The 12658-nt window shown below is 64.9% G+C and carries 16 protein-coding genes; 13 read left to right on the top strand and 3 right to left on the bottom strand.

Features of this window, described 5'->3' with window-relative positions; genetic code table 11:
- Positions 1-3 precede the first annotated feature (3 nt).
- The 8 genes from ABL840_RS22065 (at position 4) to ABL840_RS22030 (ending at position 7988) form a co-directional block, all read left to right on the top strand.
- Positions 4-801 carry an SDR family oxidoreductase gene (locus tag ABL840_RS22065; RefSeq protein ID WP_093195030.1) on the top strand — a complete coding sequence of 266 codons (798 nt, stop codon included), beginning with the start codon at positions 4-6 and terminating at the stop codon, positions 799-801.
- Positions 802-810: 9 nt separating this feature from the next.
- Positions 811-1275 carry a PaaI family thioesterase gene (locus ABL840_RS22060; RefSeq protein WP_093306838.1) on the top strand — a complete coding sequence of 155 codons (465 nt, stop codon included), beginning with the start codon at positions 811-813 and terminating at the stop codon, positions 1273-1275.
- A 42-nt stretch (positions 1276-1317) separates the two neighbouring features.
- Entirely contained in the window at positions 1318-2334 is a 1017-nt protein-coding gene (locus ABL840_RS22055; protein ID WP_093306837.1) for an NADP-dependent oxidoreductase, read from the top strand.
- A 42-nt stretch (positions 2335-2376) separates the two neighbouring features.
- Positions 2377-4020 carry an isovaleryl-CoA dehydrogenase gene (locus ABL840_RS22050; protein ID WP_093306836.1) on the top strand — a complete coding sequence of 548 codons (1644 nt, stop codon included), beginning with the start codon at positions 2377-2379 and terminating at the stop codon, positions 4018-4020.
- A 36-nt stretch (positions 4021-4056) separates the two neighbouring features.
- Positions 4057-4995 carry a glutathione S-transferase family protein gene (locus ABL840_RS22045; RefSeq protein ID WP_093195034.1) on the top strand — a complete coding sequence of 313 codons (939 nt, stop codon included), beginning with the start codon at positions 4057-4059 and terminating at the stop codon, positions 4993-4995.
- A gap of 507 nt (positions 4996-5502) precedes the next feature.
- A complete protein-coding gene (locus ABL840_RS22040; protein ID WP_093306835.1) occupies positions 5503-5835 on the top strand; it encodes a LuxR C-terminal-related transcriptional regulator in 333 nt (110 codons plus the stop codon).
- Entirely contained in the window at positions 5832-6497 is a 666-nt protein-coding gene (locus ABL840_RS22035; RefSeq protein WP_143043001.1) for a hypothetical protein, read from the top strand. The genes ABL840_RS22040 and ABL840_RS22035 overlap by 4 nt, the downstream gene beginning before the upstream one ends.
- A gap of 585 nt (positions 6498-7082) precedes the next feature.
- Positions 7083-7988 carry an SDR family oxidoreductase gene (locus tag ABL840_RS22030; RefSeq protein WP_093195038.1) on the top strand — a complete coding sequence of 302 codons (906 nt, stop codon included), beginning with the start codon at positions 7083-7085 and terminating at the stop codon, positions 7986-7988.
- A gap of 15 nt (positions 7989-8003) precedes the next feature.
- On the opposite strand, the gene ABL840_RS22025 is transcribed toward ABL840_RS22030, so the two are convergent.
- A complete protein-coding gene (locus ABL840_RS22025) occupies positions 8004-8456 on the bottom strand; it encodes a hypothetical protein (RefSeq protein WP_093306834.1) in 453 nt (150 codons plus the stop codon).
- Positions 8457-8595: 139 nt separating this feature from the next.
- Positions 8596-9264 (bottom strand): FMN-dependent NADH-azoreductase, encoded by a 669-nt coding sequence (locus ABL840_RS22020; protein WP_093306833.1) that lies wholly within the window; start codon positions 9262-9264, stop codon positions 8596-8598.
- 135 nt (positions 9265-9399) lie between these two features.
- Between ABL840_RS22020 and ABL840_RS22015 the strand changes: the two genes are divergently transcribed.
- The 4 genes from ABL840_RS22015 to ABL840_RS22000 all read left to right on the top strand — a co-directional run bounded on the left by ABL840_RS22015 (position 9400) and on the right by ABL840_RS22000 (position 11487).
- Entirely contained in the window at positions 9400-10302 is a 903-nt protein-coding gene (locus ABL840_RS22015) for a LysR substrate-binding domain-containing protein (protein ID WP_093306832.1), read from the top strand.
- Between the two features lie 73 nt (positions 10303-10375).
- A complete protein-coding gene (locus ABL840_RS22010) occupies positions 10376-10609 on the top strand; it encodes a hypothetical protein (protein ID WP_143043000.1) in 234 nt (77 codons plus the stop codon).
- Positions 10610-10956: 347 nt separating this feature from the next.
- Positions 10957-11202 carry a hypothetical protein gene (locus ABL840_RS22005; RefSeq protein WP_093195042.1) on the top strand — a complete coding sequence of 82 codons (246 nt, stop codon included), beginning with the start codon at positions 10957-10959 and terminating at the stop codon, positions 11200-11202.
- 21 nt (positions 11203-11223) lie between these two features.
- On the top strand, positions 11224-11487 hold the full coding sequence (locus ABL840_RS22000) for a hypothetical protein (protein ID WP_418115980.1): 264 nt from the start codon (positions 11224-11226) through the stop codon (positions 11485-11487).
- 6 nt (positions 11488-11493) lie between these two features.
- Here the strand turns inward: ABL840_RS22000 and ABL840_RS21995 are convergent, their stop codons facing one another.
- A complete protein-coding gene (locus ABL840_RS21995) occupies positions 11494-12210 on the bottom strand; it encodes a hypothetical protein (RefSeq protein WP_093306830.1) in 717 nt (238 codons plus the stop codon).
- Between the two features lie 219 nt (positions 12211-12429).
- Here ABL840_RS21995 and ABL840_RS21990 point away from each other — a divergent pair, with 219 nt between their 5' ends.
- Entirely contained in the window at positions 12430-12633 is a 204-nt protein-coding gene (locus ABL840_RS21990; protein WP_093306829.1) for a hypothetical protein, read from the top strand.
- Positions 12634-12658 lie beyond the last annotated feature (25 nt).

Genomic DNA, 12658 nt, shown 5'->3' with positions numbered 1-12658 from the left:
CCCATGACCGCACGCACCGTCCAGAAACTCTTCGACCTCACCGGCAAGACCGCCCTCATCACCGGCGGCTCGCGCGGCCTGGGCCTGCAGATGGCCCACGCGCTGGGCGAGGCCGGCGCGAAGATCATGCTGAGTTCGCGCAAGGCCGAAGACCTGGAGCAGGCCGCAGCCGAGCTGCAGGCCGCCGGCATCGACGCGCGCTGGATCGCCGCCGACTGCTCGAAGGAAGAAGACACCCGCCGCCTGGCCGACGAGACGCTGCAGCGCATGGGCGCTGTCGACATCCTGGTGAACAACGCGGGCGCCAGCTGGGGCGCGCCGGCCGAGAACCATCCGGTCGAGGCCTGGGACAAGGTGATGAACCTCAACGTGCGCGGCTACTTCATCCTGTCGCAGCAGATCGCCAACGGCTACATGATCCCGAAGAAGTCGGGGCGCATCATCAACATCGCCTCCATCGCCGGGCTCAACGGCAACCCGCCCGAGATGCAGACGCTGGCCTACAACACCTCCAAGACCGCCGTCATCGGCTTCACCCGCACGCTGGCGGCCGAATGGGGCAAGTACAACATCAACGTGAACGCCATCTGCCCGGGCTTCTTCATGACGAAGATGGCCGCCGGCCTCATCAAGTCGCTGGGCGAGGAGAAGATGGCCGCGCAGGCGCCGCTGGGCCGCCTCGGCGACGACGAAGACCTGAAGGGCCTGACGCTGCTGTTCGCGAGCGATGCCGGCAAGCACGTCACCGGCCAGTGGCTGGCGGTGGACGGCGGCGTGAGCGTGGTGCTCGGCGCCGCATGAAGAATCGAAATGACAACCCCTGAATCCGACGACATCAATTTCCGCTCGTACACGAGCCGCATCCCGTTCGCGCGCCATCTCGGCTTCGAGCTGACGAAGTTCGAGAACGGTGAATCGGAAATCGAGTACACCGCCAAGCCCGAGCACCTGAACACCTTCGACGTGACGCACGGCGGCGCCTGCATGACGCTGCTGGACATCACCATGGCGGCGGCCGCGCGCAGCATCGCGCCCGAGATGGGCGTGGTCACCATCGAGATGAAGACCAGCTTCATGCAGCCCTCGGTCGGCCCGCTGCACGCGCGCGGCACGCTCATTCACAGGACGGCGACGCTGGCTTTCACCGAGGCCAGAATCTATGACGAGCAGGAGCGCGTGTGCGCCCATGCCACCGGCACCTTCAAGTACGTGAAGCGCCGGCTGCCGACCGGGCCGGCCAGCGCCAACGAGATGCGCCCGCCGTCTACCGACTGATTCGACTGACCGATTCGACCGACTGATTTTCCGGAGACTTCCGTGCCCACCAACAAGCAGATCCACCTCGACAACCGCCCCGAAGGCGAAGCCGTCGCGAGCAACTTCAAGCTCGTCACGGTCCAGACCCCCGAACTCAAGGACAACCAGGTCCTGGTGCGCCACCACTACCTGAGCCTCGACCCCTACATGCGCGGGCGCATGAACGACTCCAAGAGCTACGCGCAACCGCAACCGCTGGGCCAGACCATGCAGGGCGGCACGGTGGGCGAGGTGGTGGAGAGCAAGCATCCCAAGTACGCCGCGGGCGACAAGGTGGTCGGCTTCGGCGGCTGGCAGGAATACAGCGTGGTCGATGCCTCGCAACCCGGCGCGCTGAAGAAGGTCGACACCACGCACGTGCCGCTGTCGCACTACCTCGGCGCAGTCGGCATGCCGGGCGTCACCGCCTGGTACGGCCTCGTGAAGATCATCGCGCCCAAGGCCGGTGAAACCATGGTCATCACCGCCGCCAGCGGTGCGGTCGGCAGCGCCTTCGGCGCGCTGGCCAAGGCGCGCGGCTGCCGCGTCGTCGGCATCGCGGGCGGCGCCGACAAGTGCAAGTACGTGACCGACGAACTGGGCTTCGACGCCTGCATCGACTACCGCCTGCACCCCGACGTCAAGTCGATGAGCGCGGCGCTGAAGGAAGCCTGCCCGAACGGTATCGACGGCTACTTCGAGAACGTCGGTGGCTACATCTTCGACGCGGTGCTGCTGCGCGCCAACGCCTTCGCCCGCGTGGCGCTGTGCGGAATGATCGCGGGCTACGACGGCCAGCCGCTGCCGCTTGCGAACCCGGCGCTGATCCTCATCAACCGCATGAAGATCGAAGGTTTCATCGTCAGCGAGCACATGGAAGTGTGGCCCGAGGCGCTGACCGAGTTGGGCACGCTGGTGGGCACGGGCAAGCTCAAGCCGCGCGAGTCGATCGCGCAGGGTATCGAGTCGGCTCCGGAGGCCTTCCTGGGCCTGCTCAAGGGCCGCAACTTCGGCAAGCAACTCGTCAAGCTCATCTGATGCATGCACCGATGAACTGAACGCACGGCAAGGAGGCCGGCCATGGACACGACACACGAGGTCTTCAACCAGCCCGCGCCGCTGGTGGACTACAACCTCTTCGACACCAACCGGCCCCTGCGCGATGCGCTGAAGTTCAATGCGCCCGCGCTGCAGACAACGCAGCTGCACGAACTGGGCGCGACCCTCGGCTCGGCCGGCATGCAGGCGCATGCGCGGCTCGCCAACATCCACACGCCGGAGCTGCATACGCATGACCGCTTCGGCCGGCGCATCGACGAAGTGGAGTTCCATCCGAGCTATCACGCGCTGATGAGCGCCGCCGTGGGTGCCGGCCTGCACGGCACGCCGTGGGCCGGCACTTCCGCCTCGCCGCACGTGCTGCGCGCGGCGGGCTTCATGCTCTTCACCGAGCTGGAGCCTTCGATCCTTTGCCCCATCTCCATGACCTACGCCGTCACGCCCGCGTTGCGCGGCAACGCGGCTCTGCATGCCGACTGGGGTCCGAAACTCGGCAGCCTCTGGTACGACCCGGCGCTGAAGCCGTTCAGCGACAAGCCCGGCGTGACCATGGGCATGGGCATGACCGAGAAGCAGGGCGGCTCCGATGTGCGAGCCAACACCACCCAGGCCGTGCGCGAAGGCCGCAGCGATGCCTGGGGCGAGCGCTATGCCATCACCGGCCACAAGTGGTTCTTTTCGGCGCCGATGTGCGATGCCTTCCTGGTGCTGGCGCAGGCGCCCGCCGGGCTCTCGTGCTTCTTCCTGCCGCGCGTGCTGCCCGACGGCTCGCGCAACGCCATCCGCATCCAGCGACTGAAGGACAAGCTGGGCAACAAGGCCAATGCGAGCTCCGAGGTCGAGTTCCACGGCGCAACCGCGTGGCTCGTGGGCGAGGAGGGGCGCGGCATTCCGCAGATCCTCGAGATGGGCACGATGACGCGGCTCGACTGCGCGCTGGGCACCAGCGGACTGATGCGGCAGGCGCTGTCCATCGCACTCAACCACGCCACGCAGCGCATGGCCTTCGGCAAGCCGCTGATCGACCAGCCGCTGATGAAGAACGTGCTGGCCGACCTGGCACTGGAGAGCGAGGCCGCCACCGCGCTCGCGATCCGTCTTGCGAAGGCCTTCGACAACCAGTCCGACGAACATGAGCGCCTGATGGCGCGCCTGCTCACGCCCGTCGCCAAGTTCTGGATCTGCAAGCGCGGCAGCCATTTCGCGCAGGAGGCAATGGAATGCCTCGGCGGCAACGGCTACGTGGAAGAGGGCGGCGAAGGCATCATGGCCCGCATCTACCGCGAGATGCCGCTCAATTCCATCTGGGAAGGCGCGGGCAACATCATGGCGCTCGACCTGCTGCGGGGCCTGCGCAAAGGCGATGCGGTGGCTGCCCTCGAAAAGGAACTGGCCCCCGCGCGCGGCCAGCACGCCGCGCTCGACCGGCTGGCCGATGCGCTGCCGGCGCGCATCGAGGCGATGGCATCCGAAGCCGAGGCCCGCCGCCTGGCGCAAGATGTCGCATTGGCCGTGCAGGCTGCGCTGCTCGTGCAGACCGCACCATCGGCGGTCGCCGGCGCGTTCTGCGCGTCGCGCCTGGGCGGCGACTGGGGCAATGCCTTCGGTACGCTGGGGGCAGGGACCGATTTCGACTCCATCGTCCAGCGCGCACAGCCGCGCTGAAGCAACACAACGACAACCCCACGGGAAACATCAACCATGGCCGACCTGATCCTTCACCACTACCTGACCTCGCCGTTCTCGGAGAAGGTGCGCCTGATCCTCGGCGCCAAGAAGCTGCCGTGGAAGTCGGTCTTCATCCCGCCGATCATGCCGAAGCCCGACGTGGAGGTGCTCACCGGCGGCTACCGCAAGACTCCCTTCCTGCAGATCGGCGCCGACATCTACTGCGACAGCGCGCTCATCGCCGACGTGCTCGAGCACCTGCGGCCCGAGCCCACGCTCTACCCCGAGCCCGAGAAGGGCATGTCGCGCATCCTCGCGCAGTGGGCCGACACCTCGCTGTTCTGGGCCGCGATGGCCTGGAGCCTGCAGCCCAAGGGCGCGGCCGAGGTGTTCGCCAAGGCGCCGCCCGAAGCCGCCAAGGCCTTCGGAGAAGACCGCGGCAGGATGAGCGCGGGCAACATGACCCGCCTGCGTCCGGCCGATGCCACCAGCGCCTACAAGTCGTACCTGCGCCGCCTCTCGGACATGCTCGACGAGAAGCCCTTCCTGCTGGGCGAAGTGCCCAGCATCGCCGACTTCTCGGCCTACCACCCGCTTTGGTACACGCGGCGCATCGAGTCCGTCCGCACCATCCTCGACCTCACGCCGGCGGTGATCGACTGGATGGACCGCATGGCCGCCATCGGCCACGACGTGCCCGAGAAGTTCACGAGCGAGGAAGCCATCGCCGTTGCCAAGGCCTCGACGCCGCACACGCTGCTGACCGACAGCACCTTCCAGGACGACCACGGCATCCCGCTGGGCAGCGCAGTCACCATCCGCGCCGAGAGCTTCGGGCTCGAGGAAACACCGGGCACGCTGATCGCGGCCACGCGCACGCACTACACGCTGGAGCGCAGCAGCGAGCGCGTGGGGACCGTGCATGTGCACTTTCCTCGGATCGGGTATGTGCTGAAGAGCGTCGAGGCCTGAAGAGAACCCCTTTGGGGCGATCGCACAGGCTAAAAAGCGCCTGATGCTGATCGCCGCCGCAAGAGCTTGCAGAACATCGGCCGTGAGCTTGTCGCAAAGCCCGGGCTGTCGCCGGCGGCTGGATGCCGCACTGATGTCCTGATAGTCGCCGTGGCAATGTCCCTCCGTCGCTAATTGATTTAGTGGCGTCTTTTTCCGGTGGCAGACTCCGGCGCCTTAAATCAAGAAGTCGCGCATGCCGTAGAAATGGCATGGCAAGAACAAAGTTCCATAGGGAGGAACAACAAATGTCAATTGGGCAATGGCCGAGTCGCGGCCTGCTTGCGCCGTGGTCGTCGCTGGGCGAGATGGGCGCAATCTTCTTCGCTAGTTCCGTCGTCCATCTGCTGCTGCTAGTCCCAACCCTGGTAACTCTGCAGGTATATGACCGGGTATTGAGCAGTCGTCGCAGCGAGACCTTGTTAATGCTGCTGGCGGCCGCAGCGCTGGCGCTCCTGGCTTGGTGGAGTGTCGAAACGTCCCGGGAACACTGGCATTCTGCCGGTTCACTTGTTCAGTGCCCAGGCCCGGCAAGCTGAGCGTGACTTATCCGTTTTGCGCAGCTACCTAGGCGGCCCTGTCTTGATTGCTTTCACGGATTTGCCGTGGAGCCTGATCCATCTTCTCGGAAAACGCTCGGCAGCCATTGGCGAGCTCACCGCTCGAGAGAGATCGATCGTGCGTCACTTGGCTGGAGGTTTGAGCAACAAGTCCATCGCGGGGGCAGCGGGAATCCCGGAGAAGACCGTATGTGCTCTAGACGCGAGAGTTCGAAGATCAGAGGTCAAAGAAAGAGCATGAACATCATGGGCCATTCAGGAGTTCTTCAAGCGCTGCATCGACTAGGACGCACGTGCTGGAGCAGCGTTATCGCTGCCTTGGCTGTTGGCGTATTGGCGGGTGTGGTCGGCGGATGCGCACTCTCGCCAGGAGTTTCGACCACTTCAGACAGGTCGATGCAAGTCGGTGCGGTATTTCCATCAGCACTGATGGTCGAGCCAGTGCAACTGCGCGCAGGAAACATCTACACGACGCAGCTATTTCAGATCAAGGACATAAGAGAGCGCTGGATCGTTGCACTGGGTTTCTTGAGAACTGACCAAAAATTGACAACGCAGCAAAGAATGGAAGGAAAGTCCAATACGTGTTGGACCGATAGCCCTGGCAAACCGATACGGCTCAAGACTTGCGAAAACGTAAGTCCAGGATTTCATTTGCGATGGGAGCTGCTGCAAGAGGACGGGGTGGTGGTAGCCCAATACTCATTTGATAGTCTGACTGCGAGCAGAGGTGGGACTTACGCCGCTGACACCATAACCAGCACCCTGTCGGGCTTTTCAAGTCAAAAGCCGGGCTTCTACAAACTGCGCATTGCGGTTCTTCGTGATTCCAAGGAGTTGGATTTCCTGAGTCCGCATATCGTCATCGATAGGCCATTTTTTAGTTCTCGATCCATCGAGTAATGGGTAGATCTTATGTTCAGGTCATCAAAGAAATCAGGTCAGGAGTTGTATGGGGCAGCCAAGCTTCACCGTCTGCGTAGACAACGTTGGTACTCCGTACGCTTGCATCGGACTTGATGATGGCAGTGGAGCCGTGAGTTACTACGGGTTTGCGTTCAGCACGAATGCACTGCTAGGGACCCACGGCCCGGGTAAGGTATCCGCCTGGCGCGAAGCAAATCACGTCTACAGCCTTGGTGCGATTCTTGGTGGCGAGAACTGTACGACGTTCGTACAGGCTGTGGCCAGGGCGGGCGGCATCACAGGGATTGCCACATCCGGTGTGGTCCACCCGGTCAGTCTGGTCCTGCATTTGGCCGTGTAGCGTGCGAGCCCCTATACGATGTCGAGTACGGGTTTTTCTGATTGGATTGATGACGGGCATATGCGAAAGCAACTCGGCAAATCCTGATTTGCCACGTCGTTTGAAGTTTTCCTGGTTGTTTCGCCAGGCTCCCGCTGCCACACGCGTCACACGAACGACAGTCAAGCCGCTTGCAAAGCGTTCCAATAGGCAAGGCAGAGACAACCAAAGGAAAGCACCCAATGATTCAGGACTTCAAGGGCAAGACCGCCGTTCTCACCGGCGCTGGTTCGGGCTTCGGCCTGGAGTGCGCGCGCATCGGCGCCGCCCGCGGCATGAACCTCGTGCTGGTCGACGTGCAGCAGGACGCGCTCGACAAGGCCAGAGCGGAGATGGAAGCCGCCGGCGCGCAGGTGCTGGCGCGCAAGGTCGACGTGTCGAACGCGGCGCAGATGGAAGCGCTGGCCGCCGCCGTGAAGGAGCGCTTCGGTGCTCCGCACTTCGTCTTCAACAACGCGGGCGTGGGCGCCGGCGGCCTGGTGTGGGAGAACACGGTCGCCGACTGGGAGTGGGTGCTGGGCGTGGACCTGTGGGGCGTGATCCACGGCGTGCGCCTGTTCGTGCCGATGATGCTGGAGGCCGCGGCGAAAGACCCGGCCTATCGCGGCCACGTGACCAACACCGCCAGCATGGCCGGCCTGCTCACGCCGCCGAACATGGGCATCTACAACGCGGCGAAGGCCGCAGTCGTGAGCCTCACCGAGACGATGTACCAGGACCTGAACCTCGTCACCGACCAGATCGGCGCGAGCCTGCTGTGCCCGTACTTCGTGCCCACGGGCATCACCAGCAGCGAGCGCAACCGCCCCAATGCGCCGAAGGAAAGCGAGCTCACCAAGAGCCAGCTGATCGGCCAGGCCATGAGCAACAAGGCGGTGAGCAGTGGCAAGATCACGGCGGCCGAAGTGGCCGCCAAGGTGTTCGAGGCCATCACCGACAACCAGTTCTACGTGTTCAGCCACCCGAAGGCGCTGGGCAACGTGCGCAGCCGCATGGAGAACATCGTCTCCATCACCAATCCGGCCGACCCGTTCCTCGAGCGGCCGGAGATCGGGCAGAAGCTGCGCGAGCAACTGCGCTCGGCCTGAGCGCGCGGTTCTTCTTCAGTCGTAGGTGACGGTCACCAGCGCGGCCGTCACGCGGCTCGTGCCGTCGGTGGTACCGCCTTTCGGGCGGATCGACAGCGTGCCGCCGTCCTGCCCGATGTCGCACGCGTCCTTCGGGGCCAGTGCATGCCTTTGGCCTCGCGCATCGGTGAAGGCCAGTTCCAGTGGCTGCCCGCCAAGGGCATCGACGCGCACGCTGGCACTCGGCCGGTCGATGTACTGGCGCTGGAAGATCACTTCGCTGGCGGACCCCGCCTTGCCGATGCGCGCGGCCATCGTGGCCGGTGTGGCGGGCGTTGAGCTGATGGAGTAGGGCGCGGCCACGATCTCGCCCGTGAAGTGGATCGTGCCATCCGCCGCGTGGGCGCATGCCGATGTCCCGACTGTCGCTGCTGCAAGCAGGAAAACCGATGTCGCGCATGCGCGCACCTGATGTTCGAGTCGTCCCATCGCGACCTCTCTTTCGTCCCGTTTTTCTTTCTTCTAGGACTCCCTGATGTACGCGATGCATCAAATCACGCACGCACCGCGCTTGCAACATCTTGTCGAAAAGTAGTGGCAGCGACGCGACTATCGAGGTCGCGCCGGATCACGCGGCCTGCAGCTCGGCAACGAGCGCTTCGACACGGGCGAGCGCATCGGCGATGGAGCGGTCGAGCAGGTCGCCGTGGTCCTCCGCATGTTCGATCGCGACGCTGTGCACTTCGTCGAGGCCGAGCAGCGACAGCGGAGCCGTGATGCCCGGCGTGAGCAGGTCAAGGTGTGCCTGGAATCCGCCCGGCCGGTAGCCGCTGCTGCCGCACGAGGTGAGCAGCACGGTGCGACGGGTGCGCTCGGCCAGCAGGGGCACGTACGGGTTCTCGCGGCTGGGGTCGTAGTTGAAGGTCGAGCCGATGCGCACGATGTTGTCGATCCATGACTTCAACGGTGCGGGCATGCCGAAGTTGTACATCGGCACGCCGATCACCAGCACGTCGGCGCGACGGATCTCGGCGATCAGCGCGTCGCTCTCCGCGAGCACGGCGTGCATCCACGGCTCGCGCTGTTCGGCCGGCGTGTAGCCCGACGCGATCCATTCGCCGGTGACGCTGGTCGGCGGCGTGGCGCCGATGTCGCGGTAGATCACTTCGTCGTCGGGGCGCGTCGCGCGCCAGGTCGACACGAAGTGATGGCTCAGCCGGCGCGAGTGCGAGCCGTGAACGTGCGTGCCCGAACGGCCGGGGCGGGCGCTGGCGTCGATGTGGAGCAGTGTGGTCATGGCGAGATCCTCTTTGACATGAAGGGTTGGATGAAGAAAATTCAGCTTTCGGGCTGGCTTGGATCTCACTGTATTGAGGGAGAAGCAGCGCGACAAACGACGATTTCTTTGTGTTGATGAAAATTTGATTCATCCATGGCCAACCTTCGACAACTCCCTCCGCTGGCGGCGCTGCGGGCCTTCGAGGCCGCCGCGCGCCACTGCAGCGCCAAGCTCGCGGCCAACGAGCTCTCGGTCACGCCTACGGCCATCAGCCACCAGGTGCGGCAGCTCGAAGACTCGCTCGGCGTGCCGCTGTTCATCCGCCAGCCGAGGCAACTGGTGCTGACGCCGCAGGGCAGGGAGCTGCAGGCGGTGCTGAGCGAATCGTTCAATGCCATGGCGAATGCGGTCGCGCGGTTGCGTGCGCCGCCGCAGCGGATGGCCATCACCCTGTCGACCACGCCGGCCGTCGCGGCGCGCTGGCTGCTGCCGCGCGTGGGCACGCTGCGCGCGCTGCATCCGCGGCTCGACCTGCGCATCCATGCGTCGCACGACGCTGTCGCGCTCGACGGCGTCACGGCCGACATCGCGATCCGCTACGGCCGCGGGCAGTGGCCGGGCATGGTGTCGGAGAAGCTGTTCGATACCGTCTTCGCGCCGGCCTGCAGCCCCGCGCTCAAGCTGCGCCGGCGCGGCGATCTGACGCGGCACACGCTGCTCCACTTCGCGGTGCCGGGCAGCAGGAACCAGCCAGGCACCTGGGCCGCATGGCAGCAGGAGGCGCAGGTGCCGGGCCTCGATGTGTCGGCGGGGCCGGTGTTCTCGGACGAGACGCACACCGTGTCCGCCGCGCTGCAGGGGCAGGGCGTCGCGCTGATGGGACTCGCGCTGATCGCGGACGAGCTGCGCGCGGGCAATCTCGTGCAGCCGTTCGGACCGCAGCTGCCGGGGCTTCCGTTTCATCTCGTGTGCCCCGAGGCACGGCGCAACGAGCCCGCGGTGGCGGCGGTGTTCGAGTGGGTGAGAGGGCTGCAGCCGCCGGATGCAGGCACCTGATTTCGCGCGCAGTGACTTTAGGCACTGGCGGCCGGCTGTTCACATTTCTAGAGTGCGCACCGATGAGTTGCGGATGCAACTCGTCGCGCCGCAGGAGCGTGATGTCCTGCGTTCAACAGCACCACTGGAGGAGGAAATCATGAAACGTGCAACCGTAGTCAAGGCCGGCGTCGTTGCGGCGATCCTGTCGTCGCTGGCCGTTGCGGCTCCCGCGATGGCCGGGCCGTTCACGCAGTGCGGCGATCACTGGCTGTTCTGGAGCGGCTACCAGCTGATCATGGAAGCGATCTTCGATCTCTGCGGTTGAGCAGGGGGCGCACTTTGCTCGTTGCGCCGGGCCGTGCTGCGCCAGGAATACGAAAGGCGTAGTCGTGCTCCGGCGCACTGTTGACACTTGTCAAATATTGCGCAGGTTCATGAGCTTTCTGTGCCGTGCCTGTTTTCAAGTACGGCGTTCGCGCAGTAATCCCTTAACCCCGTCCGATGTTTTCCATAACCTCCCGGTACTTTTTGACGAAGGTCAGTAAAGGTTGCGAACGGGCCATGCGAGGGAGTGTGGAGCGTGGTGCCGCAAGCATGCGTCGCTGTTTCGGAGCCTTCGGCCTTCTTCGGCGACAGACAGACACGCGACATATCGCGAAGAGGAGGCAGATCATGCGCACCCCGTTCCTGCGCGAAACCAGTCCCGACGAGCCCGCGGCGCTCCAGCGCCGGCCGGCCTACGTCGCCTGGTTGCCGGTGGTGCTGTGCATCGTGGCCTCCGTGGGTTTCGTGCTGGTGGCCGTCTTCGTGCAGAACATCATCGCGGCATCGATGTTCACGACCGCAGCCATCGTGTCGCTGGGCATCGGCCTGATCCTCGGGCTGAGCATGTGGGTCTTTCCGGACCTTCCGCGCTAGATGAGCACCCGGGAAGAAACCTTGGCCGGCAAGACCGCGACTCCCTTGCTCCGCGCCGGGAACTGGCGCGTGACGCTGATGGCCGCCATGGTCGGATTGCTGATCGTGCTCGCCATGCTCATGAAGTGGATCGTCGAGCTGCAGGTCGAGGCCGCGCAGGAGCGTCGCCTGAGCGAAGCCGTCGCCCGCGAGGCAGTGGCGCGCTGCCACGAGAAGACGCCGCTGCAGGCAGTCAACGAATGCCTGCGGGGGCTGGCCGCCAGCGCCTCACCTACGGCGCGCTGAGCGCGATCAACCGGCGTCGAGCCAGCGGCCCGAGTCCGGGCACACGACGGCCGGTTTGCCGTTTCGCATGAGCTGCTCTTCATCAGGCCGGGCAGATGCCGGCGATGCGATGTCGAAGTCGATCCGCAGGGCCCTTGCCACATGGGCATCCTCGATCGGGAGCTCCCAGGTCAGGAAGACCTGGTTGCAGTCCTTGCCGTCCGCGAAGTCCGCCGGGTCGAAGCCCGTGCTGCCGCGCCGGATGACGCCGTGCGGCTGGCCCGTGTCGAAGACGACCGCCGTGCCCCGCCGGAGCGGGATCCGCAGGCCTGCATGGGGAAAGTGCAGGTCCAGCCCCTTGTCCTCGCTCATGAAGAGATTGCAGAAGGCCGCACCGCCGTACTGCATGCCGTCGTGGTGATACCTCGCGCCGCGGCAGGCCATGAGGGCCACGTCGGCCGAGCCGAGCACCCCTGGCAGGCCCAGCGCGAGCGTCCAGTCGGAAACGGCCTGCACGCAGTGCCTGTAGTCGGGCCAGCGTGCGCGAGCGCGTGGCAGGGGAAGTGCCTCGACGTCTCCCGGCTCCAGCGAGAGCTGCGACGCGATCTCCCTGTCCCAGTCCGAGAGCAGGCGTGGCGCAGGCGCGGGCACATCCAGCGTTCCCCTCAGCACCACGTCGCTCACGCTTCGGCTGCGGAACATGTCGCCGCTGGCGAAGTGGGAGATCAGGGTGCCGGGGCTCATCGGGAGGCAGTGTAGTGAAGGGGCAACGCGCGCCCTCGACGCATGACAGTACGCGATCGACCTGATGGCCTGGGCCTGTCAATGACCGGATCATCCGATTCCTGAACAAGACGAACCGAAGAGAATCGCAGGCGTTTGTGCTTGGAAAATACCCTGAGGCATATTCGAATACCAAAGAGTTAACATTTGAGGCATCGAGAGGACAAGGAAGAGAGCCCCATGGAGACATATCCGACCCTGAGACAAGCCACCGGCGTGGCCCGCACGCTCAGCAAGCATTCGTCCAGCACGATGGTGGTCTACCGGGTGACGGAGCAGAAGTTCGTCACCGCGCATCCCAGTGACCGGGTGGAAGGGACCATCGAGGCGGTCTACCGCGACGGCTATGTCGTGCAGACCCTCCTGAGCAAGCGCGCGGAGTGACCCGGACGGGCGCAAAAAAGGCCTC

This window comes from Variovorax sp. NFACC27 (genome assembly GCF_048301545.1).
Lineage (GTDB): Bacteria > Pseudomonadota > Gammaproteobacteria > Burkholderiales > Burkholderiaceae_C > Variovorax > Variovorax gossypii.
Note: the sequence above shows the minus strand (reverse complement) of the source record. Positions and strands in the feature narration are given on the sequence as shown.

Coding starts and splice junctions, on each gene's coding strand:
- ABL840_RS22060 (WP_093306838.1), top strand. CDS start 811: ATGACAACCCCTGAATCCGACGACATCAATTTCCGCTCGTACACGAGC.
- ABL840_RS22025 (WP_093306834.1), bottom strand. CDS start 8,456: ATGGGACGACTCGAACATCAGGTGCGCGCATGCGCGACATCGGTTTTC.
- ABL840_RS22035 (WP_143043001.1), top strand. CDS start 5,832: ATGAACATCATGGGCCATTCAGGAGTTCTTCAAGCGCTGCATCGACTA.
- ABL840_RS22050 (WP_093306836.1), top strand. CDS start 2,377: ATGGACACGACACACGAGGTCTTCAACCAGCCCGCGCCGCTGGTGGAC.
- ABL840_RS21990 (WP_093306829.1), top strand. CDS start 12,430: ATGGAGACATATCCGACCCTGAGACAAGCCACCGGCGTGGCCCGCACG.
- ABL840_RS21995 (WP_093306830.1), bottom strand. CDS start 12,210: ATGAGCCCCGGCACCCTGATCTCCCACTTCGCCAGCGGCGACATGTTC.
- ABL840_RS22005 (WP_093195042.1), top strand. CDS start 10,957: ATGCGCACCCCGTTCCTGCGCGAAACCAGTCCCGACGAGCCCGCGGCG.
- ABL840_RS22030 (WP_093195038.1), top strand. CDS start 7,083: ATGATTCAGGACTTCAAGGGCAAGACCGCCGTTCTCACCGGCGCTGGT.
- ABL840_RS22065 (WP_093195030.1), top strand. CDS start 4: ATGACCGCACGCACCGTCCAGAAACTCTTCGACCTCACCGGCAAGACC.
- ABL840_RS22015 (WP_093306832.1), top strand. CDS start 9,400: ATGGCCAACCTTCGACAACTCCCTCCGCTGGCGGCGCTGCGGGCCTTC.
- ABL840_RS22020 (WP_093306833.1), bottom strand. CDS start 9,264: ATGACCACACTGCTCCACATCGACGCCAGCGCCCGCCCCGGCCGTTCG.
- ABL840_RS22010 (WP_143043000.1), top strand. CDS start 10,376: ATGCAACTCGTCGCGCCGCAGGAGCGTGATGTCCTGCGTTCAACAGCA.
- ABL840_RS22045 (WP_093195034.1), top strand. CDS start 4,057: ATGGCCGACCTGATCCTTCACCACTACCTGACCTCGCCGTTCTCGGAG.